This is a genomic window from Micromonospora sp. NPDC049891, from assembly GCF_040660295.1.
Lineage (GTDB): Bacteria > Actinomycetota > Actinomycetes > Mycobacteriales > Micromonosporaceae > Micromonospora.
Genome location: NZ_JBFAML010000003.1, coordinates 357303 through 382684, shown reverse-complemented (window position 1 = coordinate 382684; position 25382 = coordinate 357303). Strand labels below are relative to the sequence as shown.

The 25382-nt window shown below is 71.5% G+C and carries 24 protein-coding genes and 1 pseudogene; 17 read left to right on the top strand and 8 right to left on the bottom strand.

What is annotated here, in order from left to right; all coding sequences use genetic code 11:
* Window positions 1–161: 161 nt before the first annotated feature.
* A complete protein-coding gene (locus AB0I71_RS07135; RefSeq protein ID WP_357582314.1) occupies window positions 162–1334 on the bottom strand; it encodes an acetyl-CoA C-acyltransferase in 1173 nt (390 codons plus the stop codon).
* A 128-nt stretch (window positions 1335–1462) separates the two neighbouring features.
* Here AB0I71_RS07135 and AB0I71_RS07130 point away from each other — a divergent pair, with 128 nt between their 5' ends.
* Window positions 1463–1906, top strand: coding sequence for a PH domain-containing protein (locus tag AB0I71_RS07130; protein WP_357582313.1), 444 nt, complete (start codon window positions 1463–1465; stop codon window positions 1904–1906).
* A 49-nt stretch (window positions 1907–1955) separates the two neighbouring features.
* On the opposite strand, the gene AB0I71_RS07125 is transcribed toward AB0I71_RS07130, so the two are convergent.
* Together AB0I71_RS07125 and AB0I71_RS07120 are read right to left on the bottom strand one after the other, a co-directional pair.
* A complete protein-coding gene (locus AB0I71_RS07125; protein ID WP_357582312.1) occupies window positions 1956–2867 on the bottom strand; it encodes a rhomboid family intramembrane serine protease in 912 nt (303 codons plus the stop codon).
* 346 nt (window positions 2868–3213) lie between these two features.
* Window positions 3214–3741 (bottom strand): peptidylprolyl isomerase, encoded by a 528-nt coding sequence (locus AB0I71_RS07120; RefSeq protein WP_357582311.1) that lies wholly within the window; start codon window positions 3739–3741, stop codon window positions 3214–3216.
* Between the two features lie 59 nt (window positions 3742–3800).
* Here AB0I71_RS07120 and AB0I71_RS07115 point away from each other — a divergent pair, with 59 nt between their 5' ends.
* The gene (locus AB0I71_RS07115; protein WP_357582310.1) at window positions 3801–4598 is read left to right on the top strand and encodes a hypothetical protein; all 798 of its coding nucleotides are present in this window, start codon (window positions 3801–3803) and stop codon (window positions 4596–4598) included.
* A gap of 133 nt (window positions 4599–4731) precedes the next feature.
* On the opposite strand, the gene corA is transcribed toward AB0I71_RS07115, so the two are convergent.
* The 4 genes from corA to AB0I71_RS07095 all read right to left on the bottom strand — a co-directional run bounded on the left by corA (window position 4732) and on the right by AB0I71_RS07095 (window position 8479).
* Window positions 4732–5799: a magnesium/cobalt transporter CorA gene (corA, locus tag AB0I71_RS07110; RefSeq protein WP_357582368.1), complete on the bottom strand. Its 1068-nt coding sequence runs from the start codon at window positions 5797–5799 to the stop codon at window positions 4732–4734.
* 474 nt (window positions 5800–6273) lie between these two features.
* Window positions 6274–7368: a PLP-dependent aminotransferase family protein gene (locus AB0I71_RS07105; protein ID WP_357582309.1), complete on the bottom strand. Its 1095-nt coding sequence runs from the start codon at window positions 7366–7368 to the stop codon at window positions 6274–6276.
* Window positions 7369–7495: 127 nt separating this feature from the next.
* On the bottom strand, window positions 7496–7954 hold the full coding sequence (locus tag AB0I71_RS07100) for an ester cyclase (RefSeq protein WP_357582308.1): 459 nt from the start codon (window positions 7952–7954) through the stop codon (window positions 7496–7498).
* 132 nt (window positions 7955–8086) lie between these two features.
* Complete coding sequence (locus AB0I71_RS07095; RefSeq protein WP_221086736.1) at window positions 8087–8479, bottom strand: CBS domain-containing protein; 393 nt, start codon at window positions 8477–8479, stop codon at window positions 8087–8089.
* A gap of 117 nt (window positions 8480–8596) precedes the next feature.
* On the opposite strand from AB0I71_RS07095, the gene AB0I71_RS07090 reads away from it, so the two are divergent.
* The 5 genes from AB0I71_RS07090 to AB0I71_RS07070 all read left to right on the top strand — a co-directional run bounded on the left by AB0I71_RS07090 (window position 8597) and on the right by AB0I71_RS07070 (window position 12377).
* Window positions 8597–9046 (top strand): NUDIX domain-containing protein, encoded by a 450-nt coding sequence (locus AB0I71_RS07090; RefSeq protein WP_357582307.1) that lies wholly within the window; start codon window positions 8597–8599, stop codon window positions 9044–9046.
* Entirely contained in the window at window positions 9043–9786 is a 744-nt protein-coding gene (locus AB0I71_RS07085) for a hypothetical protein (RefSeq protein ID WP_357582306.1), read from the top strand. The genes AB0I71_RS07090 and AB0I71_RS07085 overlap by 4 nt, the downstream gene beginning before the upstream one ends.
* Before the next feature lie 104 nt (window positions 9787–9890).
* The gene (locus AB0I71_RS07080; protein WP_357582367.1) at window positions 9891–10622 is read left to right on the top strand and encodes a phosphocholine cytidylyltransferase family protein; all 732 of its coding nucleotides are present in this window, start codon (window positions 9891–9893) and stop codon (window positions 10620–10622) included.
* Window positions 10610–11677, top strand: coding sequence for an iron-containing alcohol dehydrogenase family protein (locus tag AB0I71_RS07075; RefSeq protein ID WP_357582305.1), 1068 nt, complete (start codon window positions 10610–10612; stop codon window positions 11675–11677). The genes AB0I71_RS07080 and AB0I71_RS07075 overlap by 13 nt, the downstream gene beginning before the upstream one ends.
* Entirely contained in the window at window positions 11661–12377 is a 717-nt protein-coding gene (locus AB0I71_RS07070) for a CDP-alcohol phosphatidyltransferase family protein (RefSeq protein WP_357582304.1), read from the top strand. The genes AB0I71_RS07075 and AB0I71_RS07070 overlap by 17 nt, the downstream gene beginning before the upstream one ends.
* Window positions 12378–12476: 99 nt before the next feature.
* Here AB0I71_RS07070 and AB0I71_RS07065 read toward each other — a convergent pair whose 3' ends face one another.
* Window positions 12477–13796: a glycosyltransferase family 4 protein gene (locus AB0I71_RS07065; protein WP_357582303.1), complete on the bottom strand. Its 1320-nt coding sequence runs from the start codon at window positions 13794–13796 to the stop codon at window positions 12477–12479.
* A gap of 25 nt (window positions 13797–13821) precedes the next feature.
* Between AB0I71_RS07065 and AB0I71_RS07060 the strand changes: the two genes are divergently transcribed.
* From AB0I71_RS07060 to AB0I71_RS07015, 10 genes and pseudogenes are all read left to right on the top strand, one after another.
* A complete protein-coding gene (locus AB0I71_RS07060) occupies window positions 13822–14682 on the top strand; it encodes a DNA-formamidopyrimidine glycosylase family protein (RefSeq protein WP_357582302.1) in 861 nt (286 codons plus the stop codon).
* Window positions 14683–14948: 266 nt separating this feature from the next.
* A complete protein-coding gene (locus AB0I71_RS07055; protein WP_357582366.1) occupies window positions 14949–16520 on the top strand; it encodes a sugar transferase in 1572 nt (523 codons plus the stop codon).
* 50 nt (window positions 16521–16570) lie between these two features.
* Window positions 16571–17797, top strand: a complete 1227-nt coding sequence (locus AB0I71_RS07050; RefSeq protein ID WP_357582301.1) for a histidine kinase — start codon at window positions 16571–16573, stop codon at window positions 17795–17797.
* The gene (locus AB0I71_RS07045; protein WP_204028462.1) at window positions 17794–18573 is read left to right on the top strand and encodes a LytTR family DNA-binding domain-containing protein; all 780 of its coding nucleotides are present in this window, start codon (window positions 17794–17796) and stop codon (window positions 18571–18573) included. Before AB0I71_RS07050 ends, AB0I71_RS07045 begins: the two co-directional genes overlap by 4 nt.
* Before the next feature lie 102 nt (window positions 18574–18675).
* The gene (locus AB0I71_RS07040; RefSeq protein ID WP_357582300.1) at window positions 18676–19122 is read left to right on the top strand and encodes a hypothetical protein; all 447 of its coding nucleotides are present in this window, start codon (window positions 18676–18678) and stop codon (window positions 19120–19122) included.
* 1 nt (window position 19123) lies between these two features.
* The gene (locus AB0I71_RS07035; RefSeq protein WP_357582299.1) at window positions 19124–20764 is read left to right on the top strand and encodes a cation acetate symporter; all 1641 of its coding nucleotides are present in this window, start codon (window positions 19124–19126) and stop codon (window positions 20762–20764) included.
* A 106-nt stretch (window positions 20765–20870) separates the two neighbouring features.
* Complete coding sequence (locus tag AB0I71_RS07030; protein WP_357582298.1) at window positions 20871–21635, top strand: ABC transporter ATP-binding protein; 765 nt, start codon at window positions 20871–20873, stop codon at window positions 21633–21635.
* Window positions 21620–23311, top strand: coding sequence for an ABC transporter permease (locus AB0I71_RS07025; protein WP_357582297.1), 1692 nt, complete (start codon window positions 21620–21622; stop codon window positions 23309–23311). The genes AB0I71_RS07030 and AB0I71_RS07025 overlap by 16 nt, the downstream gene beginning before the upstream one ends.
* Before the next feature lie 101 nt (window positions 23312–23412).
* Window positions 23413–24795 carry a hypothetical protein gene (locus AB0I71_RS07020; protein WP_357582296.1) on the top strand — a complete coding sequence of 461 codons (1383 nt, stop codon included), beginning with the start codon at window positions 23413–23415 and terminating at the stop codon, window positions 24793–24795.
* Window positions 24796–24799: 4 nt separating this feature from the next.
* Window positions 24800–25375: pseudogene (locus tag AB0I71_RS07015) on the top strand (flavin reductase family protein).
* The last annotated feature ends 7 nt before the right edge of the window (window positions 25376–25382 follow it).

Below are 25382 nucleotides of genomic sequence, written 5' to 3'. Positions count from 1 at the left end.
CCAACGAACATGCTTTCTGCAATTTCCACGCCCACCCACCCACCGTCCCCACGCGACCAGGCGAGTTGATCAAGAAGTTCTGGTCTCCCGGGCACCGGTTCCCAACCAGAACTTCTTGATCAACCTGGCCGGGGTCGGCAGGGGGTGGGTGGGGTGGTGGGCTAGAGGAGTTCGAGGATTGTGGCGTTGGCCATTCCGCCGCCTTCGCACATGGTCTGGAGGCCGTAGCGGATGTTGTTGTCGCGCATGTGGGCGAGCATCGTGGTCATGATCCGGGCGCCGGAGCCACCGAGCGGATGCCCGAGGGCGATCGCACCGCCGCGCGGATTGAGTCGCTCCGGGTCCGCCTCGGTCTCCGCCAACCAGGCCAGCGGTACCGGAGCGAACGCCTCGTTCACCTCGTACACCCCGATCTCCTCGATGCCCAGCCCCGCGCGGCGCAGCGCCTTCGCGGTCGCCGGGATCGGCGCGGTCAGCATGGCGACGGGGTCGTCCGCCGCGACCACTGCGGTGTGTACGCGGGCCAGCGGACGCAGCCCGTGCCGGCTGGCCCACTCGCTCGTGGTGACCGCGAGCGCGGCGGCACCGTCGGAGATCTGCGAAGCCGAACCGGCGGTGACCACACCGTCGGGACGGAACGGAGTGGGCAGCTCGCCCAGCTTCTCCAGTGAGGTGTCGCGCCGGATGCCCTCGTCCACCGCGAACTTGCCGCCGTCGGCGAGCGCCACCGGAGCGAGTTCGGCCTCGAACGCGCCCGCGTCCTGAGCGGCGGCCGCCTTCTCATGGCTGGCCAGGGCGAACTCGTCGAGCTGAGTGCGGGACAGACGCCACCGCCGGGCGATCAGCTCCGCACCCACGCCCTGGTTGAAGGGCAGCGGCGAGTCGTCGGCGACGCCCTCGACCCCCCGGTAGCGGGCCAGGATCTGCTCGCTGAACGGCATCCCACCGGCCACGCTGGAGCCCATCGGCACCCGGGTCATCGACTCCACGCCACCCGCTACCACCAGGTCCGCCTGCCCGGAGAGCACGGTGGCCGCGGCGAAGTGCAGTGCCTGCTGGCTGGAACCGCACTGCCTGTCCAGAGTGGTGCCGGGCACCGACTCGGGCCAACCGGCGGCAAGTACGGCGTTCCGGGCGACGTTCCACGACTGCTCGCCGACCTGCGAGACACAGCCCCAGACCACGTCGTCCACCTGGGCCGGGTCGATCCCGGCGCGTTCGGCGAGGGCGCACAGCACATGCGCGGAGAGATCCACCGGGTGCACCGTGGCCAGGCTGCCCTTGCGCCGCCCGACCGGGGTGCGCACCGCACCGACGATAACCGCGTCACTCATGTCTACTCCCCGGTAACTTGGGCTGCTCCCGATCCTACGCCCACCCGGGCCAGCCGCCCCGACCCTGCCCTCACCGGCCGGCGTTCCGGATGGATGCCGGTGCCCAGCGGCGCTGGCATGCTGGTGCCGTGGCGTACGACACGATCGCACAGCAGTGGCGGGCGCCCCCGGCCCTACCGGTCCTCAAGCTGGTCGCGGCAGCCGTCGTGCTCGCCCTGGGGATTCTGCTCGCCGAGGGCGATCCGCTCCGGCCGGCGCTCGGCGGATTGGCCGCGGCGGTCCTCACGGGTTGGGGCCTGCGGGACCTGGTCGCGCCGGTACGGCTGGCGGTGGACGCGACAGGCATCACCGTGCCGGCCGGGCTGCTGAGCCGACGGCACCTGCCCTGGCGCGCGGTGGAGAGCATTCAGGTGCAACGCCGGTCCGGGCGCGGACTCGCCGGACCGACGTTGGAGATCGATGCGGGCGAGTCACTGCACCTGTTCAGCCGCCTCGATCTCGGTGCCGACCCGGCCGAGGTGGCCGACGCGTTGCTCACCGCCCGGGCAGGAAGGTTCGAGGACAACCGTTGATCCGCGCCGCGACCGAGCCGTGAATCGCCGGCACCGTGTCGATCGGCGGTCAGCCCAGTAGCGCTGCGGTCCGGACCAGGGCCATCCCGAGCAGCGCCACCAGGATGATCGCGCCACCACCGAACTGCACAAGTGTCCGACGCGACCGCGGCGCGTAGGCCAGCACCAGTGCCATCAGCGCGCCGAACACCAGGCCACCCAGGTGACCGGCGATCGAGATCTGCGGCACGGTGAAGGTGAAGATCAGGTTGATCACCAGGATGGGGAGGATGGCCGAGGTGTCCCGACCCAGTTTGCGCATGATCACGAAAATCGCCGCGAAGAGGCCGAAGATTGCGGTCGACGCTCCCGCCGACATCTGGTTGGGCGCGCTGAACACGTAGACCGCGACATTGCCGCCGAAGCCGGCGATGAAGTAGAGCGCGGCGAAGCGCAGCGGCCCGAGCACCGCTTCCAGCGAGCGGCCTAGCACCCAGAGCGCCCACATGTTCAGCAGCAGGTGCACCACGCCGTAGTGCAGGAACATCGCGGTGATCAGGCGGTACCACTGGCCCTCGGCGACGCCGCCGATGGTGCCGTCGAGGAACATCGCCCGGGCCAGCACCGCGCCCCACTCGGTCAACGGGGTGCTGCCGCCCATCAGCCCGCCGAAGCCGTTACCACCGGCCGCCGCGTCACCGCCCCGGTCGGAGGCGATCGACACCAGCATCACCAGCAGGTTGAGGGCGATCAGGGTCTTGGTCACATAGCCGTGCCGCCCGGCGACTCCACCGCCGAAGGCGGTACGCGCCGGCCGCACACTGCGGCGGCCCTCCGAAACGCACTCCGGGCACTGGAACCCGACCGACGCCTCGTTCATGCAGTCCGGGCAGATCGACCGGTCGCACCGGGTGCAGCGGACGTACGTCTCCCGTCCGGGGTGGCGGTAGCAGGCCGGCGTGGTCGGCGGGGACTCGCTCATCGCTGGCCCCAGATACCCGAGCGCTCAGTCATGCGAGCAAAGGTACCCCGAGCCACCACTCAGGCGGGTCGAGGCGTACCCCGTCCGGCCACCTTCGCGCCGCCCGGACCCACCCGGTCGCCGCCTCGACCGGCGGGGCGTCGATGTTCCCGACCGGTCCGAGGCGGAGTCGTGGCGGCCACGGCGAGGCGAAGACCGGTCCGGATACCTCAGTCGTATCCGGACCGGTCCTCAACGCCGCTGATCGTCGTCCGCTCCCGCCGACGGGCAGGAGCTGCCACTCGGCGAGCTGGTCGACCGGATTGCAGGCCGACCAGGGCCGTTGCCGTCGGCCCGGTACGCCCGGTCAGGCCGAGCGCTCGATCTCGACGCGCTCGATGACGACGTCCTGGAGCGGCCGGTCGCTGGGGCCGGTCGGGGTGTTGGCGATCGCCTCGACGATCTTCGCGGACTGCTCGTCGGCCACCTGACCGAAGATGGTGTGCCGGTTGTTCAGGTGCGGCGTCGGCGAGACGGTGATGAAGAACTGCGAGCCGTTGGTGCCGGGCCCGGCGTTCGCCATCGCCAACAGGTACGGCCGGTCGAACCGCAGCTCGGGGTGGAACTCGTCGGCGAAGGTGTAGCCCGGTCCGCCCCGGCCGGTTCCGGTCGGGTCGCCCATCTGGATCATGAAGCCGCTGATCACCCGGTGCGAGATGGTGCCGTCGTAGTACGGGCCGTTGCCCGGCTGGCCGGTGCGCGGGTCGGTGTACTCGCGGGTGCCCTCGGCCAACTCGACGAAGTTGCGGACGGTCTTCGGGGCGTGGTTGCCGAAGAGCTCCAGCCGGATCGGGCCGGCGTTGGTGTGCAGGGTGGCGTAGACAGCCTCGGCCACGGGTACTCCTCACTCGTTGGTCAGTTCCATGCGGATCCTCCCATGTGCCCGATCTGGACATGCGGAGGCATCCGAAGGTGGAGGATGAGACAGAGCAACTCCCAGGAGGTGGGACCGTGTTTGGAAACTGGCGGCGTAGGACCCAGGCGCAGTTGGCCCGGGCCGAACTGAACCGCAGCATCGGTCACCTGAGGCAGGCCGCCACGCACGCGGCGAGAGGAGCCGGCGACACGGTCGGCCCGCGGTTCCAGGCGGCGCGCGGTGCGGTGGCACCGACCGCCGTCGTCGTCCGGGACCGGGCTTCGAGCGGGCTCGCCACGACGGCCGCCGCCCTCGCGCCCCTCGCGCTGGCCGTACGTCATGCGCAGTCCGACGCGGCCGATCGGGCCGCCAAGGGGAAGAAGGCCGCAGTTGCCAAGCAGGCCGCGGTCAGCAGGAAGGCGAAGAAGATGAAGGCGAAGAAGAAGTCCCGCCGGAGCGGGACCATGGTCGGCCTGCTGGCCGCCGGTGTGGTTGCCGGACTGGCCGGCGCGATGGCCATGCGGCGGCACCGCGAGCAGCAGGAGTGGGCCGAGTACGACGCGGGCGCCGCGCTGGAGCCGATGCACGAGGAGGTGGAGACCATCGAGGTGCGTACCGCCGGCCCGGCCGGTGCCGGCAAGGTCTCGACCGGAGCGGGCAGCTCGGCGGTGGCCGGTGGCGACAGCGCCTCCACCACCCCCACCGCGACCGCGCCGTCCAGGGTGACCCCCACCGGGAAGGTTCCCTCGGTCGCCGAGGGTGCCCGCACCAGCACCGGCCGCCCCGCCGACGACCTCAGCAAGGCCACCAACAACAAGTCCAACACCCGCGCCTGACCGCTCCCCTCCCGTCCCCCACCCCCGCTCGGGTTGATCATGAAGTTGTTGCCGCGACACACAGGTGATCGCGGCAACAACTTCATGGTCGACGCCTTCAGCGAGGCGGGCGGTAGGGGAGGGAGGGTGCGGGTCAGAGCCAGTCGTTGCGACGGAACCAGCGGTAGAGGGCCAGGGACGTGGCGAGCATCAGGGCGAGCACCCCGGGATAGCCGTAGGTCCACTTCAGCTCCGGCATGAAGTCGAAGTTCATGCCGTATACGCCGGCGATCGCGGTCCACACGGCGGCGATGGCCGCCCACGCGGCGATCTTGCGCATGTCGTTGTTCTGGTCGACGGTGACCTGGGCCAGTCGTGCCTGGAGGATCGAGTTCAGCAGGTCGTCGTAGGAGTTGACCAGTTCGACGGTGCGACTGAGGTGGTCCTGCACGTCCCGGAAGTAGCGGCGCACCTCCTTGGGCACGTCCCGGTTCATCTGCGTGGTCAGCGACAGCAGCGGTCGCTGCAACGGCATCACCGCCCGCTTGAACTCGACCAGCTCCCGCTTCATCTGATAGATCCGCTGGATCCGGCCGCTGGTCTGGCGGTCGAACACCTCCGTCTCCAGCACGTCCATGTCGTCCTCAAGCTGGTCGGCGACCTCCAGGTAGAGGTCGACGACCCGGTCCGTGATCGCGTACGCGACGGCCCAGGGGCCGTTGAGCAGCAGTTCCCGGCGAGCTTCCAACTCCTCGCGTACCGGCGCCAGCCGGCAGGCGTCGCCGTGCCGGACACTGATCACGAACTGCGGGCCGATGAAGAGCATCACCTGCCCGGTCTCCACCACGTCGGAGTTCTCCGTCAGCTCGGTGTGCTCGCAGTACCTGGCGGTGCGCAGCACCAGGAAGCTGACCTCGCCGAAACGTTCCAGCTTCGGACGCTGCTGGGCCTTCACCGCGTCCTCGACGGCCAGCTCGTGCAGCCCGTAGGTGGTGGCGATCTCGGTCATCTCGGCCAGCTCCGGCTCGTGCAGGCCGAGCCACACGAAACCTGACTCGACGCCGCGAGCCGCCGCCAGCGCGTCGGCGTAGTCCCAGTCGCCGGCCTGCCGTTGACCGTCGAGGTAGAGCGCGCAGTCGACCACCGCGTTGCGTCGCTGGCCGGCCGGCGGCTGGCCGGGCTGCGAGCCGTCCGGGCTGAGCCGGCGCGTCACGGCCCGCATCGGCGACCAGTTCCGGGGGCGCAGGGTGCGGCCTCCGTTGGCGCTCTCGGGCCGGCTGCCCTCGGTGACCGCGTCGTCCGGGGAGTTCGTCTCCGCGCGCTGCGTCCGCTCCGTCATCACGCCCTCCCCCGCCGGCTGCGGCTTGCAGGTTACGCCGCCGCAGCGATCATGGCCGCGCGGCAGGGGTGGCGCCGGACGGACCGGACCGCATCGGGGGGGGTGAGGGGGCGATCCGGCCCGCCCGGCGCCGTGGGGGCGGGGGGTTGTGCTGGCCGCGTCACACCAAGCGGATGGGCGGCCGGGCCGCGCCGGTACCGGAATCGTGACGGGTGCGGCCGCCCCGATCTCCAGTACGCGTGCCTGATCTCCAGTACGCATGGTGAGTGACGCTCGCAGCATTGTGGGCCCCGAGTCGCTTCAGCGGGAGACCCGGGCCGGCCGGTATCGCCGTTCTGTCGGAAAGCCGACAGAAATTCAGCCGCGTACCGCCTTCATCGCCTCGGCCAGCCGCCGGACACCCTCGTCGATCCGGTCCGCGGTGACCGCCGAATAGGCCAATCGCAGCGCGTGCCGCCCGCCGTCGATGACGAAATCGCTGCCCTTGACCACCGCGACGCCGCGCTCGGCCGCCGCCGGGGCGAGCCGGTCGACCTCGACGTCCTCAGGCAACTCGATCCAGAGGAAGTAGCCGCCGTCCGGTTCCACGAAGCGGGCCTCCGGAATGTGCCGGCGCAGTGACTCGGCGAGCACCGTGGCGCGCTCGCCGAGGGCCGCCCGGACCGTCTCGATCGAACGGCCGATGTCCCCCGACACGCAGAACTGGTGCACGATGGCCTGGGACACCATGCCGGGAGAGATGTAGAGGCTTGTCGCACGCTTCGCGATGTCGGCGATCAGATCCGCCGGGCCGACCAGGTATCCGACCCGGACGCCCGGGCAGACGGTCTTGGTGAAGCTGGACGCGTGCACCACCACGTCGCGGGTGTCCATCGACAGCATCGACGGCAGCGCCTCGCCCCGGAACCGGATGTCCGCGTACGGATCGTCCTCGAAGATCGTGAAACCGAACTCGGCGGCCAGGTCCAGCAGTTCGCGGCGCTTCTCCAGGGACAACGTCACGCCGGCGGGATTCTGGTAGTTCGGGATGACGTGGGCCAGCCGGGGGCGTACCCCGGACTCCAGCAGCTTGCGCAGCTCGGCGGTGTCCAGACCGTCCGGCTGGATGGTGACGCCGTGCAGCTCACTGCCCATGTTCCGCAGATTGAGCAGGGTGCGGTCGTAGGTGGGACGCTCCACCACCACCGCGTCGCCGGGACGGACCAGGTGATCGAAGAGAAAGGCGTCGGCCTGCAACGAGCCGTTGGTGACCAGCACCTGCTCCGCCTCGACGCCGTGCTTCTCGGCGATCCACTTCCGGAGCGGGAGGTAACCGACGGAGGTGCCGTACGCGGTCACCCCGGCGGGGTCGGCGTCGAAGGCGCGGACGGCGGCGGCCTTGAGCCCCTCGACATCGACGATGTCCAGTGAGGGGGCGCCACGGGCGAAGGAGATCAGCTGCTCGGCGGTCATGGCTGTTCAGCGTACGGGCGGTGGTGGGACGTACGCGGACGGCACGGCGATGTCCGCATCCTGAGCCACCGGGTCGGGTGAACGGCCGCGTCCGATGACCACCCGCTCGCACCGGCTGTGCGACAGATCAGGCGGGAAGGCTCACCGGTTCCTCCATCGGCCGTCGCGAGGTCCCCGCCACCCGAAGGCCGAGGAGAGTCATCAACTGTCCCCAGTCGAAGTAGGACCGCCAGCCGGCGATCCGACCCCGACGCACCCGCACCACGTCCACCACCTCCCAGGAGACGTCCCGTCCGGTGGGCGCGACGGTGCCGAAGGGGGTGTGCAGCACACCTGTGTGGGTGCCGGTCAGCAGGTGCTCGACAGCCGCGCCACCGGCCGTGCGTACCGCGCCGAGCGGATCGACCCGCAGGTCGGGAAAGGCGCCGGTCCAGGTACGCAGCAGGGCCGGCAACTCGGTAGGACGCACCGTCACGCCGGGCATGGCGTAACGGGCGTCCGTCGCGTACAGCTCCGGCAGGCGGGCCACGTCCCGCCGCAGGAGCATCTCGTACTGCTGCTGGATCAACCGGTCCGCGCCGCGCATCACGCCTCCCCGCCGGGCACGATCCGCCCGCGCCCACACCAGGGCAGTACCCGCCGACCAGCCCACCCAACCAGGGACGATTCGGCCGACGACATGGCCAGCCGGGGCGACAGCCCGGCCGACGACGTGGCGTCAGCCGGTGCCGACCATCCGGCTGGCCGCCCACACCCGCATGATGTCGCGTACGGAGATGACGCCGGCGACCTCACGACCGTCGAGGACGACCAGGTGCCGGAAGCCACCGCGGGCCATCGCCGCCGCCGCTTCCTCGATCGTCCATTCCGGCCCCGCGTAGACCACGTCCCAGGTCAGGTGGGCCCCGGTCCGCTCGACGTCGCAGTCGAGACCGGCTCCGATCGCGTTGAGCACGTCGCGTTCGGTCATGATCCCGATTCCCTCGGAATCCGGGTCGATCACCACCGCCGACCCGATGCCGCGCTCCGACATCATCCGCGCCGCCTGGCGGAGCGTGTGCTCCGGACCGACCACGAGGATCTCACTGGACATAGCTTCCCGAACCTGCATGACACATCACCCCTTTGGGACGGCTGCACCCGGTTACCCGCAATGGTGAGGCCCGTAGGTTTCCAGGACAAGACCGGACATCGTCGCGGTGGGACGGTCACGGCTACTGTTCTTGACGTGTCCACCGAGCCGCTGCGCTGCGCGGGAGCGCTGATCGTCGCCCCCGACGGACGCCTGTTCTTCCAACGCCGCTCACCACACCGGCGGCTCTTCGCCAACTGCTGGGACATCGTCGGTGGGCACCTCGAACCGGACGAGTCCGTGCACGAGGCGCTGCACCGGGAGGTCACCGAGGAGACCGGCTGGCGGGTGTCCGAGGTGATCGCCGAGGTCGGCGAGTACCGCTACGTCGGCGACGACGGGCTGGCCCGGATCGAGAGCGACTGGCTGGTCCGGGTGGACGGCGATCTGACGGCCCCGGTCCTGGAGGCGGGCAAGCACACCGAGTACCGCTGGCTCGGCCCCGACGACCTCGACCTGCTCGACGAGCACCGTGACGTCAACGACGGGATGGTCCGGCAGATCGCCGAGCGGGCCTTCGCCGTCCTGCGATCCATCGGTTCGTGAGCGACACGGTCGGGCTTCCTCCACACCGGTACGCGGCGTTTGTGGCGCCAGCCGTGGACCGGGTCTTCGCCGCGGCCATGCAGGCCGGCCGGCACGGTGGCGGAGCCGAGCTGAGCCAGCGGTACGGCGGCCAACCCGCCACCGGCTTCCTGGTGGAACTGCGCACCCGGCTGGCCGCACCGGGCGGCACGGTCGACGGCACCGGCTTCGCCGCGGTGACCCGCTACCGGGACCCGACCGCCTGCCGACGGAGTCTGGACCGACATGTCGCGTACGGCATGATCCACCGCCGGCCGGACGGCGGGCTGGCCGCCACCGAGCGGGGCATGGCCTTCCTCGCCGAGCTGTACCAGGTGCACGCCGAGGTGACCGAGGAACTGTGGGCCGGCCACCACGACCGGGTGCTGCGGCTGACGGAGGTCGTCGGCCGCCTGCTGTCCGTAGCGCACGGCGGTGAGGCCTTCCACACGGTGACACCCCCGCACGAGCCGGACGGCACCCCACCCGGCGTGCTGCTGCTCAACCGGCTCGGCGCCCTACGGTTCCACCGCGCCGACGCGCACGCCGCCGCGTGGCACGCCGCCGGGCACACCGCAGCGAGCATCGTGGCACTGTCCGACGGTCCGCAGCGCCAGGCCATCGAGCTGGAAACCGACCGCCGAGCGGCCGGACCGTATGCCGTGCTGACCGCCGAGGAGCGGCTGACGATGCTCGCCGACCTGGCGGCGCTGCCCGGCTGAGCGAGGGTCCCGCCGACTGCTGGCCGGCTGACCGGCGGCAGCGCCTTTACCGGCGGCGCTATCCTCCTTCGGTGAACGCCGCGAGAACAGGAACTGATGCCGGCATGGTCGGAATGGTGCTGGCAGCTGGCGCAGGCCGTCGGTTGCGCCCGTACACCGACACCCTGCCCAAAGCCCTGGTGCCGGTGGATGGCGAGATCACCATCCTCGACATCGCGCTGCGCAACCTGGCCGAGGTGGGGCTCACCGAGGTCGTTGTGGTGGTCGGCTACGCCGCGGACGCCGTCCGTGAGCGCCAGGCCGACCTGGAGCGCCGGTACGGCGTCACGATCACCCTGGTGCACAACGACAAGGCCGAGGAGTGGAACAACGCGTACTCCCTCTGGCTGGCCCGTGACTGGTTCGCCCGGGGCGTCCTGCTGGTCAACGGGGACACCGTGCACCCGGTGAGCATCGAGAAGACCCTGCTGGCCGAGCGGGGACCCGGCGTGCTGCTGGCGGTCGACACCCTCAAGCCGCTGGCCGAGGAGGAGATGAAGACCACCTTCGACGCCGCCGGCCAGCTCACCCGGATCACCAAGCTGATGGACCCGGGCGAGGCGTACGGCGAGTACATCGGGGCCACTCTCATCGAGCCGCAGGTGGCCGACGCGCTCGCCGACGCCCTGGAGGCGACCTGGCGGCGCGACCCGAACCTGTACTACGAGGACGGGTACCAGGAGTTCGCCGATCGTGGCGGCGAGGTCCGGGCCGCGCCGATCGGTGACGTGGCGTGGGTCGAGGTCGACAACCACGCCGACCTGGCCCGGGCCCGGGAGATCGCGTGCCGCTACTAGCCCGCACCGTCGCGACGCCGCTGTCGATCGAGGTCCGCCGGGGCGCGGTGGCCGACCTCGGCTCGCTGCTGGCCGACCGCCGGATCTCCAGCGGCGGCGACGTCGCGGTGGTGGTCGGTCCGGGTCAGGGCGAGAAGATCGTCGAGTTGTGCCGGCCCTCCCTCGGGTCTGCCGACGTGTTCACCGTCGCCGGTGGCAGTGTCGACTCCGCCAACGAGCTCGGTGACCAACTGCGTCGCCGCAGCTACGACGCGGTCGTCGGGATCGGCGGCGGCAAGACCATCGACACCGCCAAGTACGCCGCCACCCGCTACGGCATCCCGATGGTCACCGTGGCGACCAGCCTGGCCAACGACGGGATCGCCTCTCCGGTGGCGTCGCTGACCCACGAGGGCGGCAAGGGCTCGTACGGGGTGCACATCCCGATCGCCGTGCTCGTCGATCTCGACTTCGTGGAGAACGGTCCGGACCGGCAGACGCAGGCCGGCATCGGCGACGCGGTCAGCAATCTCAGCGCCTGCGCCGACTGGGAGCTGGCCCACCAGGTGCGCGGCGAGCCGATCGACGGCCTGGCCGTGACGCTGGCCCGCACCGGGGCGGAGGCGTTGGTCAACCATCCCGGGAAGATCACCGACGACGGGTTCCTGACCACGCTGGCCGAGGCGCTGATCCTGGGCGGCATCTCGATGTCGATCTGCGGTTCCAGCCGGCCGGCGAGCGGTGGCGATCACGAGATCTCGCACGCCATCGACCACCTTTTCCCGGGCACCTCCTCGCACGGTGAGCAGGCCGGGCTCGGCGCGCTGTTCTGCACCTACCTCCGGGGCGACCTGGAACGGTTCGGTCAGCTCGCCCGCTGCCTGCACCGGCACGGGCTGTCCACCCGACCGACCGACCTCGGGCTCACCGACGAGCAGTTCGTCGAGGCGGTGGCCTTCGCCCCGCACACCCGGCCCGACCGCTACACGATCCTCGAACACCTGGCGCTGTCCGCCGACGACCTTCGTACCCGGCTGGGAGACTACGTTGACGCCCTCCGTGAGCACCTTGGCTGAGCCGTCCCACCCCACGGTCGCCGACTTCCACCGGGTGAACCGGGGTGGTGGCCTGTTCAGCGAGTCGGTCAGCCAGTGGATCGGCGCGGTCTTCGCGCTTGTCGCCCAGCGTCTCGGGCTCCGGCCGACCGCGCTGACCATCACCAACCTGCTGCTCGGGCTGGCCACCTCGGTCACCGTCGTCACACTCGCCGGCCCGGTCGCCGCCGGGGACGTGCCGGCTCCGGTGGTCGGGCTGGTCGCGCTCCTCGGCTGGCAGATCGCGTACGCCCTGGACTGCGCCGACGGTCAACTGGCCCGGGTGACCGGGCAGGGCAGCGCCGCCGGTGCCCGGGTCGACGTGCTCTGCGACGTGGCCGCCCAGATCGCCCTGGTCGCCGCCCTGTCCGCCACCGCCGTGGCGCAGCAGCCGGAGACGCCGACCTGGTTGGTGGCGGCGTTCGCCGGCACCTGGATGGTCAACCTGGTCACCTCGGTGATGCAGTCCGGCCCGAACGCCGCCAGCATGGTCACCTCCACCAGCCTCCCCGTACGCCTGGTCAAGCTGGTCCGCGACTACGGCGCGGTGATCTTCGTGGCCGCCCTGGTCCTGGCCCTCGCCCCGGCACTCACCCTCTGGGTAATGCTCGCCTTCACCGTGGTGAACGGCGGCTTCCTCCTGGCCAGCATCGCCTTCTCCGCCCGCGCCAGCCTCCGCTGACCCCACCCTGCCCCACCCCGTTGATCATGAGGTTGACGGCACTTTGAAGATCAAACAGTGCCGTCAACCTCATGATCAACCAGGGCGGTGGAGGGGCGGTCAGGGGTGGGTCAGGGAGGTGTAGACGTCGATGAGGCGTTTGGTGACCACGTCGGGGTGGAAGGTGCGCTCGTAGCGGGTGCGGGCGGAGCTGGACAGGGCGGCGGCTCCGGCGGCGGCTACCGGTAGCGCGGCGGCCAGCGCAGCCGGGTCCGGTGGCACGACCCAGCCGGCCTCCCCGGCCCGGATGCCGGCGGGCAGGCCGGCCTGCCGCGGGGTGACTGCCGGTACGGCCGGGCCGGTCTGACCGACGGGGCCGGCGGGGCCGCCGGGGCTGGGCGGGGCGGGCGCTGAGGCGGTCACCGCCGGGCCGGTGCCTGCGGGTTCGCGGGGGGTGTCCGCACCGACCAGGTACGGGATGCCGCCGAGCGCGGTGCCGAGCACCGGCCGCCCACTGGCCAGCGCCTCGATGATCACGGTGGGCAGCACGTCGTGCCAGGTGGAGGTGGCCAGCACCACGGCGCTCGCCGCCAGTGCGTCGCGGACGCCGGCCCGATCGAGCGGGCCGAGGAACGTGACATCCGCGCGTTCGGCCGCCGCCGCTTCGACCAACGGGCGCAGTTCACCGTCACCGGCCACCCGCAGCGGACCCAGCGCGCCGTCCGGGTGCCGGCGCCACGCCTCCAGCAGCAGACCGAGCCCCTTCTCCGGGGAGAGCCGGCCGAGGAAGAGGAAGCCCTGGCCGAGCGGGGCGGGGGTGCCCGGGTCGGGAATCCCGTTCGGCTTGACCACGATCCGCTCGTCAGGGATGCCGTAGTCACGCAGATGGTCGGCGACCGCGCTGGTCAGCGCGATGAACCGGTCCACCGACTTCCAGGTGCCCCGGTGCACGGCCAGGGTGGTGGCCATCAGCGCGCTCTGCGCCCGCGACCCCCGGTAGCAACGATGCACCACCGCCGGCACACCCAGTGCCCGGCCCCGGCAGTCCTGGCAGATCATGCCGTCCCGGAAGTACAGCCCCGAGGAGCAGACCTGGCGGTAGTTGTGCACCGTCTGCACCACGGGCACCCCGTGCCGGTGCGCGGTCCGCACCACCCAGGGCGACAGCAGCGGGTACGGGTTGTGCAGGTGCAGCACGTCCGGCCGGTGCTCGGTGAGCAGCCGACCCAGCTCCTGCTGGGCGCGGGGAGCGTAGATCGGGGAGATCGGGAGCAGCGCCTTCACCGTCTTCGGCATCGACGGGATCTCGTCGGAGCTGCGCAGGAACGGCAGCACCTCCACCCCGGCGGCGGCGAGCTGGGCGATCTCCGCGTCGACGATGGTGTTCTCACCGGAGGGCTGAGCTTCCCGGTACCGGTTGTGCGCCACCACGATTCTCACGCTCGCACACGCTACCGTTGGCAGCGTGCCCGAACTACCGGAGGTGGAGGCGCTCGCCGGTTACCTGCGACAGCGCGCGGTGGGCCGGCGTGTCGACCGCCTGGAGGTCGCCGCGATAAGCGCCCTGAAGACGTACGACCCGGCACCGACAGCCGTCGCGGGCCGGGCGGTGACCGACGCCCGGCGGTACGGCAAGTTCCTCGACGTGGTCTTCGACGGCGGCCTGCACCTGGTGGTCCACCTGGCCCGCGCCGGCTGGCTGCACTACCGGGAGGCGTTCGCCTCGACCGTTCCGTTACGGCCGGGCAAGGGACCGATCGCGATCCGGGTACGCCTCGACGACGGCTCCGGCTTCGACCTGACCGAGGCCGGCACCCAGAAGAAACTCGCCGCCTACCTGGTGACGGATCCGCAGGCGGTGCCCGGGGTGGCCAAGCTCGGGCCGGACGCGCTCTCGGCCGACCTCGCCACCTTCGCCGGTGCCCTGCGTGGCCGCCGGGGCCAGGTCAAAGGGGTGCTCACCGACCAGGCGGTGCTCGGCGGGGTCGGGAACGCCTACTCCGACGAGATCCTGCACGCCGCGAAGCTCTCGCCGTTCGCGCTCACCGACCGGCTGACCGACGACCAGATGGCGACCCTGCACGCGGCGACCCGTCGGGTGCTCGGTGACGCGGTGACCCGGTCGCTGGGGCAGCGGGCCGCGGAGTTGAAGGGCGAGAAGCGATCCGGGCTCAAGGTGCACGCGCGCACCGGGCTGCCCTGTCCGGTCTGCGGAGACACCGTCCGGGAGGTCTCGTTCGCCGACTCCAGCCTGCAGTACTGCCCGACCTGTCAGACCGGCGGAAAGCCCCTTGCTGACCGACGGTTGTCCCGACTCGTACGGTGAGTAACACCACTCGCTGATTACGGAGCGGAATCGGACGCGCGGTGCGCAACCACCGGTCCGGCGCTCTACCCGGGCCGCCATCCATCGGTATAGTGGCCCGGTCCCCGGCCTCCGAATGGCATGGGGCCGGCCAGATCCCAGGCGGTAGGTGGCCGCCGTGCAATGTCCCTCGGGTCGGCGACGGAACGGAACTCGCGTGGGAAACTGGAACGGTGGGCGACCCGGGCGGTCACGGCGAGTGAACGCGACGGGTCATGCGGGAGGACATGGGTGAGGTGACGGCTAGCCTCCAGCGCCCGGTGACCAACGAAGGCCGGAGCAGACTCGTGCGGCACGTCGACAGCTTCGAGATCCAGCCGCCGAACCCGCCGTCCCCGAACGGCGTACCCCGATCGGCGTGGGCCCGGGCCCGGCGGCGCGTGTCGCGCTGGCACCGGCCCTACACGGCGATCCTGCTGCTGCTCGACTTCGCCGCGGCGGCCTTCGCCAGTTACACCGCGATCCGCACCTTCGACCAGGCCACCGCGGGTTTCCACGAGGCGCAGAACGACCCGACCTGGTTCTACACCGTCGCGTTCCTGCTGCTGCCGCTCGGCTGGCTGGTCATCCTCTGGTTCAACGGCGCCTACGACCGACGCTGTCTCGGGCTCGGGCCGGACGAGTTCAAGCGGGTGATCCGGGCCGGGGTGACCGTCTGCGCCGCGCTGTCGTTCCTCGCCTTCGCCACCAAGACCGACCTGTCCCGGTTCACCGTCGGCACGGCGCTGCTGCTGGCGCTGCTGCTGATCCTGCTGGGCCGGATCCTGGCCCGTTTCGTGCTGCACACCGTCCGGCGCAACATCCAGCAGGCGGCGCACCGGATGGTGCTGGTCGGCACGCTGCCGGAGTGCCTGGAGGTGTACACGGCGGTCACCCGCACCCCGGCCGCCGGGCTCGTCCCGGTCGCCATCCACATCACCGACGGGTACGCGGCGGCCAAGGGCGTGCAGACCCCCGTCCCGGTGTACGCCGGCCGCGACGTGCTGGCCCTGGTACGCGAGGTGGGCGCGGACACCATCGCGGTCTGCGGCTCGGCCAGCGCCGAGCCCGGCGAGCTGCGCCGCCTGGCCTGGCAGCTGGAAGGTTCCGGCGTCGACCTGGTGGTGGCCCCGCAGCTGACCGACATCGCCGGCCCCCGGGTGCACATCCGCCCGATCGAGGGCCTGCCGCTGCTGCACGTCGAGGAGCCCACCCTGTCCGGGCCGGCGCTGCTGGCCAAGAGCATGATGGACCGGGTCGCCGCCGGGCTGGGGCTGCTCGCGCTGATCCCGGTCTTCGTCGCGATCGCCATCGCGATCCGGATCTCCGACCCGGGTCCGGTCTTCTTCCGGCAACCCCGGGTGGGGCACGAGGGGCGCACGTTCCGGGTGTGGAAGTTCCGGACCATGTACGTCGACGCGGAGGACCGGCTGGCCAGCCTGGTCGACCAGAACGAGACCGACGGCATGCTGTTCAAGATGAAGCAGGATCCCCGGGTCTTCCCGGTGGGCCGCTTCCTGCGTGCCTCCTCGCTTGACGAACTGCCGCAGCTGATCAACGTGCTCAAGGGTGAGATGTCGCTGGTCGGGCCGCGCCCGCTGCCCGCCGACGACGGCGACTTCCTGGGTGATGTGCGACGTCGACTGCTGGTTCGTCCGGGAATGACCGGGTTGTGGCAGGTGTCGGGCCGCTCCGACCTCTCCTGGGACGAGGCCGTCCGGTTGGACCTGTACTACGTCGACAACTGGTCGCTGGCGTACGACCTGAGCATTCTGTGGCGCACGGTGGGCGTGGTGGTGGCGCGCAAGGGCGCGTACTGACCGGCGCCCACCCCTTTCCCGCAGCGCCGCCAACCAGCAGGATCATCGACGTGGGTGGCAACATCTCCGCCGTGATCGGCGTCTTCTCTCTGGTCAGCGTGCTGGCCGGGGCGCTGTACGCGGTCGGACGGCTGCGTGGGCGGCGCGGTATCGCCACGCCCGGACAGCGGGCCACCTACGAGGTGCTGCACACCGCCGGGTTGGCGGCCGAGCCGCTGCGGGCCGGGCTGAATCCGGCCGGCGCGGCGAAGGCCGCCCGCCACCTGCGCACCCTGGTCGGCGCGGAAGGGTTGGCGTTGACCGACACCGACGACCTGCTCGCGCTCGACGGACGCGGCGCGCACCACCGGGAGCAGTTGCGGACCGCAGCCCGTCGGGTGATCGCGTCGGAGCGCTCGACCGTGCTGGGCGAGGCGGAGCTGACCTGCGACCGGATCGACTGCCCGGTGCGGGGTGCGGTGGTGGCCCCGCTCGGTGGGGCGTCCGGCCGGATCGCGGGTGCGCTTGTCGCCGTCACCGACGGTGCACCGGCCCCCGGTCTGGTCCAGGCCACCCTGGAGACCGCCCACTGGGCCGGTAGTCAGGTGGCGCTGGCGGAGCTGGACTCGTCCCGGGAGCGGTTGGCCCGGGCCGAGGTACGCGCACTGCGCGCCCAGATCAGCCCGCACTTCATCTACAACGCGCTCACCGCTATCGGTTCCTTCGTCCGGACCGACCCCGAGCGGGCCCGGGAGCTGATCCTGGAGTTCGCCGAGTTCACCAGGTACTCGTTCCGGGCGCACGGCGAGTTCACCACGCTGGCCGAGGAGCTGCGCTCGATCGACCGCTACCTGACCATCGAGCGGGCCAGGTTCGGCGACCGGCTCCAGGTGCGGCTCCAGATCGCCCCCGAGGTGCTGCCGGTGACCCTGCCGTTCCTCTGCCTCCAACCACTTGTCGAGAACGCGGTACGCCACGGGTTGTCGCGCAAGCCGGGCACGGGCATGGTGAGCATCGAGGCCCGGGATGCGGGCGCCGAATGCCACATAACGGTGGAGGACGACGGAGTGGGGATGGATCCGGCCACGCTTACCGCGGGAATCGCCGAGCTGGCCGGGTCGACCGGCGACCCGGGCGACGACCCGGGCCAGCACGTCGGGCTGTCGAACGTCGACGAGCGCCTGCGGTCGGTCTTCGGCGACGGCTTCGGCCTGGTCGTCGAGACCGGAGTCGGTTCGGGTACGAAGGTGAGCATGCGGGTGCCGAAGTTCCACCCCGGCGTACGGGCGGGTTCGTGACCGGCTCCGGCCCGGCTCCCGGCACCGGCTTCCTGCGGGTGCTGGCGGTCGACGACGAGCCACCGGCGCTTGACGAGTTGGCGTACCACCTGCGGGCCGACCCCCGGGTGGCCCGGCTGCACACGGCCGGCGACGCCACCGAGGCGTTGCGGGTGCTCCGCGACGACGACGTGGACGTGGTCTTCCTGGACATCCGGATGCCCGGCCTGGACGGCATGGAGCTGGCCCGGGTGCTGCGCCGCTTCGCCCGACCTCCGGCGATCGTCTTCGTGACCGCCTACGACGACGGTGCGGCGGACGCCTTCGACATGGGCGCCACCGACTACGTGCGCAAGCCGGTACGCGCGGAGCGGCTGGCCGAGGCGCTGCGCCGGGTGGTCGGCTCGCGGGTGGTGCCCACCCATCCCGCCGCGCTGGCCCGAGCCGAGGAGGATCCCACGATCCCGGTCGAGCTGGCCGGCACCACCAGGATGCTGCCCCGGTCGGCCGTGCGGTGGGTCGAGGCGCAGGGCGACTACGCCCGGCTGCACACCGCGGACGGGTCGCACCTGGTGCGGGTGTCGCTGGCGACGCTCGCCGAGCGCTGGGCGGACGCCGGGTTCGTCCGGATCCACCGCTCGTACCTGGTGCAGCTGCGGCTGATCGCCGAACTCCGCCTGGTCAACTCCGGCTACGTGGTGGTCATCGACGGCACGGAGCTGCCGGTCAGCCGCCGGCACACCCGGGAGCTGAAGGACAAGCTGGTCCGGGCCGCCAAGCAGGAGTGGAGCCGCTGATCGGCGACGTTGTCCACCGGGTTGTCCACAGGTCCGACCCGTTGTCCACACCGTTGTCCACAGCCCTCTTGACATTCCCGTCGGGCCGACGAGACTGCCGGGATGGCCGCCGAGGATGCACTGCCGGCACCCCGCCGACCCGATCCTGCCGGGACCTCCGACGAGCCCGTCGGTTCCGGACCTCCCGCGCGTACCCGGGTGGTGTTGGCCGAGGTGTCCCGCCGGCCGCACTGGCCCGCCGGTACCCACACCGAACTGACCCAGCAGACCCGGGTCGGTGAGGCACTCGTCCGCGGCCTGGTCCGCGCTCAGCTGGCCCTGGCCCTGCAACTGTCGGCGGTGGTGATGGTCGGGCTGGGCGGGCTGCCCTGGCTGTTCGCCATCGCGCCGTCGGTCGGCCGGATGACAGTGCTCGGCGTCAACCTGCCGTGGCTGCTGCTCGGGGTGCTCTCCTTCCCGTTCCTGGTGGCCGTCGGGTGGACGTACGTCCGACTGGCCGAACGCAACGAGCAGGATTTCACCGACCTGGTCCAGCGGCCGGAGCGCTGACGTGGACAACGATCTCGTCGTACCGGCGATCGTGGCGGTCACCCTGGTCACCGTCGCCATCGGCTTCTACGGCCTGCGGCTGGCCCGCACCACCTCCGATTTCCTGGTCGCCTCCCGGACGGTCAGCCCCACCTGGAACGCTGCCGCGATCGGCGGGGAGTACCTGTCGGCGGCGAGCTTCCTCGGCGTCGCCGGGCTGATCCTCAAGTACGGCGTGGACGTGCTCTGGTATCCGGTCGGGTTCGCCGCCGGCTACCTGGCGCTGCTGCTGTTCGTGGCCGCTCCGCTGCGCCGGTCCGGCGCGTTCACCCTGCCCGACTTCTGCGAGCTGCGGCTCGGCTCCCGCCGGCTACGGACGCTGGCCACCATCTTCGTGATCTTCATCGGCTGGCTCTACCTGGTGCCGCAGCTCCAGGGTGCCGGCCTGACACTGGCCACGCTGGCTGGCTCGCCGTACCCGGTCGGCGCGCTTGTGGTGGCCGCCGTGGTGACCGCGAACGTGGCACTGGGTGGGATGCGGGCGGTCACCTTCGTGCAGGCGTTCCAGTACTGGCTCAAGCTGACGGCTCTCGCCGTACCGGCGATCTTCCTGGCCCTGCAGTGGCAGGCCGACGGGCGACCGGCGGTGACCCCGCCCGACGGATCCACGTTCCGGACGGCGACCACGGTCGTGGTCGAGCAGCGTGCGGTGCTCACCCTGGCCGACGGCCAGACCCTTGAGGTACGCCCCGGCGACGAGCTGAGCTTCGCCGAGGGTGAACCGGTCCCGGAGGTCTCCGGAGTGGCGAACGGGGCCACCGACTGGCTGCTGCCCAGCGCCGCGGGTTCCGACGACCGGGGGCTGTTCGCCACGTACTCGCTGATCCTGGCCACCTTCCTGGGCACCATGGGGTTACCGCACGTACTTGTCCGCTTCTACACCAACCCCGACGGGGCCTCGGCCCGCCGGACCACCCTGGTGGTGCTGGCCCTTGTCGGCGTCTTCTACCTGCTGCCCACGATCTACGGCGTGCTGGGCCGGATCTACACACCGCAACTGCTGGTCACCGGGCAGACCGACGCGGTGGTGGTGCTGCTGCCCGAGGCGGCGCTCGGCGCCGGCACCACCGGCCGCCTGCTGGCCGCGCTCGTCGCCGCCGGGGCGTTCGCGGCCTTCCTGTCCACTTCTTCCGGGCTGCTCACCAGCGTCGCCGGGGTGATCTCCACCGACGTGCTCGGTAGGGGCTCGGTGTGCGGCTTCCGGCTGGCCACGGTGATCGCCGGGGTGGTGCCGACGGTCCTCGCCCTCAACGTCTCCGGGATGGACGTCTCGCAGGTGGTCGGGCTGGCGTTCGCGGTCGCCGCCTCCAGCTTCTGCCCGCTGCTGGTGCTCGGCATCTGGTGGCGGGGCCTGACCGACGCGGGCGCCGCCGCCGGCATCCTGGTCGGCGGCGGTGCCGCCGTGTCGTCGGTCCTGATCACCGTCCTCGGCCCGGGTCTGACCGGCTGGCCGGCCACCCTGATCGCCCAACCGGCCGCCTGGACGGTGCCGCTGGCCTTCACGGTGATGATCGTGGTCTCCCTGGCCACCCGGCGCCGCGCCCCGGCGGACATCGGCCGCACCATGCTCCGCCTGCACGCCCCCGACGCCCTCCGCTCGTAAGGAAGGGTTCCCGGTCCACTCGGCTGTGGTGTCCGACTCGGGGATGAGCTGCGGATCCTCCTTCGGTCGGGCGGCGGGCTGGTCGTTACCGGATACGGTCGGGCGCATGACTGGTGAGCACCCGGCGCTGGCGCTACGCGGCCTGGCCAAGAGCTTCGACGGCAAGGTCGCGGTGGCCGGCGTGGATCTCGATGTCCCGGCCGGCTCCTTCTACGGGCTGCTCGGCCCGAACGGCGCCGGCAAGACCACCACCCTGTCGATGGCGGTCGGGTTGCTGCGGCCTGACGCCGGCAGCGCCTGGGTGCTCGGCCGCGACGTGTGGGCCGACCCGGTCACCGCGAAGCAGTTGCTCGGCGTCATGCCGGACGGGGTACGCCTGTTCGACCGGCTCAGCGGGGGCGAACTGCTGGCGTACCACGGTCTGCTGCGCGGCATGGACCCGGCCGTGGTCGACAAGCGGGCGGCGGAGCTGCTCGACGTGCTGGCCCTCGCCGATGCCGGCCGGACCATGGTGGTGGACTACTCCGCCGGCATGAAGAAGAAGATCGGTCTGGCCTGCGCGCTGCTGCACGGGCCCCGGCTGCTCGTACTCGACGAACCGTTCGAGGCGGTCGACCCGGTCTCGGCGGCCCTGATCCGGGACATTCTCCAGCGGTACGTGGCCGGCGGCGGGACTGTCGTCTTCTCCAGCCATGTCATGGAGGTCGTGCAACGGCTCTGCTCCCACGTGGCGATCCTCGCCGGGGGCACCATCAAGCGGGTCGGCACGCTGGAGCAGGTACGCGGCGACCGCTCGCTGGAGGACGTCTTCGTCGAGGTGGTCGGCGGGCGTACCGCCACGGGGGAGGAGCTGGCGTGGCTGTCCCGGTGACCGCACCGGCGAACCAGGCGCGGCCGGTCTCGGCGCGCCACTTCGTCCGGCTCAAGCTGCGGGTGATGGGCAACAACTTCCGCGGTCAGGGCTGGCGCGTGGCGCTGTTCCTGGTCGGCTCGCTGATCGGGCTCTGGTTCGCGGTCGGCGCCTTCTTCGGCCTGGCAGCTCCCGGCCTGGTCGGTGAGGACCGGTACGCCCTGATGATCGCGGCGTTCGCCGGCGGGCTGACGGTACTCGGTTGGCTGCTGCTGCCCCTGGTCTTCTTCGGCGTCGACGAGACACTCGACCCGGCCCGGTTCGCGCTGCTGCCGCTGTCCCGACGCACCCTGGTGACCGGGTTGTTCGCGGCGGCGCTGGTGAGCGTGCCCACGATCGCCGTGCTGCTGGCGCTCTCCGGCCTGGTGGTCACCGCCGGGGTGTTCGGTGGCTGGTCGGCCGCCCTGGTCGCCGCGGTCGGGGTGGTCTGCGGGCTGCTCCTCTGCGTCGCCGGTGCCCGAGCGGTGACCAGCGCATTCGCCTCCATGCTTCGCTCCCGCCGGGTTCGCGACCTGGCCGCCGTCCTGCTCGCGGTGGTCGCCGCGCTGCTCGGCCCGTTGCAGATCGCCGGCGTGGCCGCGATCCAGGACACCAACTGGGACCGGCTCAGCGGTCTGGCGACGGTGATCGGCTGGACCCCCTTCGGTGCCCCGTGGACGGTGGGTATCGACGTGGCGCAGGGCCGGGCCTGGGCCGCACCCGTGAAACTGCTGATCACCGTGGCGACGATCGTCGCACTGCTGGCCTGGTGGTCGCGCTCGCTGGAGTCGGCGATGGTGGGCGCGGCCAGCGCCGGGCCGACCAGGGCGAGGCCCGGGCTCACCGGCGGTGTGGTGGCCCAGCTCTTCCCCCGGGCCGCCGGCTGGCTGCGCCGGGACCGGTTCGGTGCCCTGGTCGCTCGGGAGGCCCGCTACTGGTGGCGGGACGCGCGACGACGAGCCAACCTGATCACCATCGCGGTGGTCGGTCTCTTCGTGCCGGTGATGGTCAACTTCGGTGGGCAGGGCTTCACGTTCGACAGCGATCAGGGCTTCAGTGCCGCCGGAAATTCGTCACCGGTGCTGGTCAGCCTCTCGATGCTCTTCGTCGGGCTGCTCGCCGCGGTGACCCTGGCCAACCAGTTCGGCTTCGACGGCAGCGCGTACGCGGCGAACGTGGTGGCCGGTGTGCCGGGCCGGCTGGAGCTGCGTGCCCGGATCACCGCGTTCTCGCTCTACGTGCTGCCGATGCTGGCGGTGGTCGCCGTGGTGATCGCGCTGGTGCTCGGCCAGCCGACGTGGCTCGGGTTCATGGCGGGTGCGTTGGTCGCCACCTACGGCGCCGGGCTGGCGGTCAACTCGTTCGTCTCCGTGCTGGGCGCGTACGCGCTGCCGGAGACGAGCAACCCGTTCGCGATGAACAGCGGTGCCGGGGTGGTGAAGGGGTTGCTGACCCTGCTGGCCATGGTGGCCACCGCCGCGCTCGCCGCACCGATGGTGCTCGCCGCGGCGTTGCTCGGCGACGCCTGGCTCTGGCTTGGCCTGCCGCTCGGCGTGGCCTACGGCGTCGGCGCGGCGCTGCTCGGCGCGTACCTCGCCGGTGACGTGCTGGACCGCCGCCAACCCGAACTCCTCGCCCTGGTCACCCCCCGCCGCTGACCGCTTGCGCCGGGCGCGCCGACTTTCCGGCGGCGCACCGCGTCGAGGTTGCCTTGCCGTGCTACCACGTGAGGGCACAACCGCGACCTGGTGGTGATCGCGTGGACGACGCACGACCTCGACCTCGACCCCGGACGGCCGCCGCGCCCGGACCCGAACCGGATCCGATCGACTTCACCGGCGGGGCCGACGGCCAGGGACTGTTCCTGGATGACGAGTTCGTCCCCTGGTACGACGCCGACCCGCCCTCCGCCAGCGAGCCGCTGGTCGACGAGGAACTCGCCGGCCCTCCGGACGGGATCCCCTGGTGGATCAGCCGCGGCGAGCAGATCGCCGGGACCGCCCTGGAGAACCAGCAGACCCTGCGGGAGCGGTCCAGGCGGCTCGGCGGGCCGGCAGGTTACGACACTTTCTGGGGCTTCGTGGACACCGAACCGGTGTCGGTGCTGCCCACGGTCCGGACCGCGATCCTGCTCCGGCAGGCCGCTGCCGCCCAGCCACTCGAAGGACCACGCCCACGTCCGCTCATGGTCGGCGTCGTCGTGGCCGCCGCAGCCGCGCTCGGCATCGTCGGTGGCCCCTCCGTCGCCGGGCTGGTGGCCTCCGCCACGAGCCTGATCGTCGGGGTCATCTTCGCCACGATCGTCCTGCGCTTCGCCATTGCCTCCCGCACCGCTGCCCTCGGCGCCGCTGTCCCGACCGTGGCGTGTGTCGCGGTGTCGTCCGCGCCCGCGGTTCACGGGACGCGGTGGTACGACCTTCTGGTGGGATTCGCCTTCGCCGGTGCCGGTGTGGTCGCTGCCGCACTGTGGCCGTACGCGCGGGCCTGGCGCGCCGAGCGACTCCGGTGGAGCGAACCCGACCTGGCTCTGGTCGCCGCTCTGCTGGAGTTCGGAGAACTTGTCGAGTCGGATCCCTTGCCACCTGACCGACGCGGCGCGGTGGCGGAACTCGACCGAGCTGCGGAGCGGTTCGAGCTGGCGTGGCCGCGCGTCAACCGGACCGGGGTCGACATCACCGACCGGCAGTTGCGCGGGTGGGCTGGCCGGATCCGCGCGGAGACGCGGGAGCTACAGCGCCTGTGCGCGTCGGGCACACCACAGACGGTCGCCCTGCTCATGTGTACCTACGAGCTGATCCAGGCGATCGTCAACCGTTACCCGCTCACCAGCCACGAGGAGGGGTGGATCCTCCATGGCAGCTGGCGCCGACCACCGACGTCTGCGCTCGGCCGGCTGTGGGCGCGCAGCCGACAATCCGCTCGGTACGTACGCCAGTGCCTGCTCGCCGGCCTCATCGCGATCGCCGCTCTGCTGCTGCTGGCGGCCACGGTGTGGCCTGCGGTGCCGACCTTCATCGGCACGCACGTCTCCCCTGACCTCGGCTCGGCCCTGACCTTCGACCCGACCGTGCGGCTGTTCGTCGCGGGGATCAGCCTGTCGTTGTTCCCCCTCGCCGGGCGCGCCTTCACCCGCCGACGCTGAACGGGTGAGCTGATGGGCTCCGGCCCGCGAATCGGACTGGGGGGTCAGAATGTTTCACGTGAATCATGAGCCGGGTGCCCAGATCCACCACACCGACCCGTTCGCCGCGCCGGCCGACACACGTTCGCCGGTACGCCGGCTGCGGGGGCGGCTCGCCGCGCCTGTGACGCTCTGGACGGCACCCGGCCCGGCCGGGCTGACGGTGTCCTCGACCCTGGTCGCCGAGGGCGAGCCGGGGCGGCTGCTCGGACTCGTCGACGCCGAGTCGGACCTGTGGGCGGCGGTCGAGGAGGCCGGCCGCTTCGCCGTGACGCCGCTCGGTCCACCGCACCGGCAGCTCGCCGACCGGTTCGCCGGTCTGTTCCCGTCGCCGGGCGGCCTCTTCGCCACCGGTGCGTGGCTCGACACGCCCTACGGACCGGTGCCGGACGACGCGGGTGGCTGGGCCGGCTGCCGCCTCGACGGTGCCCGGGAGTACGGCTGGGGCCTGCTCGTCGAGGCGACGATCGAGCGGGTGGAACTGGCCGACGAGGCCGAGCCGCTGCTGCACCACCGGGGGCGTTACCGGGAACTGGCGTGACCCGTCA

Coding starts and splice junctions, on each gene's coding strand:
- AB0I71_RS07115 (WP_357582310.1), top strand. CDS start 3,801: ATGCGGAGGCATCCGAAGGTGGAGGATGAGACAGAGCAACTCCCAGGA.
- AB0I71_RS07125 (WP_357582312.1), bottom strand. CDS start 2,867: ATGAGCGAGTCCCCGCCGACCACGCCGGCCTGCTACCGCCACCCCGGA.
- AB0I71_RS07055 (WP_357582366.1), top strand. CDS start 14,949: ATGGGTGAGGTGACGGCTAGCCTCCAGCGCCCGGTGACCAACGAAGGC.
- AB0I71_RS07095 (WP_221086736.1), bottom strand. CDS start 8,479: ATGCAGGTTCGGGAAGCTATGTCCAGTGAGATCCTCGTGGTCGGTCCG.
- AB0I71_RS07135 (WP_357582314.1), bottom strand. CDS start 1,334: ATGAGTGACGCGGTTATCGTCGGTGCGGTGCGCACCCCGGTCGGGCGG.
- AB0I71_RS07030 (WP_357582298.1), top strand. CDS start 20,871: ATGACTGGTGAGCACCCGGCGCTGGCGCTACGCGGCCTGGCCAAGAGC.
- AB0I71_RS07040 (WP_357582300.1), top strand. CDS start 18,676: ATGGCCGCCGAGGATGCACTGCCGGCACCCCGCCGACCCGATCCTGCC.
- corA (WP_357582368.1), bottom strand. CDS start 5,799: ATGCGGGCCGTGACGCGCCGGCTCAGCCCGGACGGCTCGCAGCCCGGC.
- AB0I71_RS07080 (WP_357582367.1), top strand. CDS start 9,891: ATGGTCGGAATGGTGCTGGCAGCTGGCGCAGGCCGTCGGTTGCGCCCG.
- AB0I71_RS07105 (WP_357582309.1), bottom strand. CDS start 7,368: ATGACCGCCGAGCAGCTGATCTCCTTCGCCCGTGGCGCCCCCTCACTG.
- AB0I71_RS07100 (WP_357582308.1), bottom strand. CDS start 7,954: ATGCGCGGCGCGGACCGGTTGATCCAGCAGCAGTACGAGATGCTCCTG.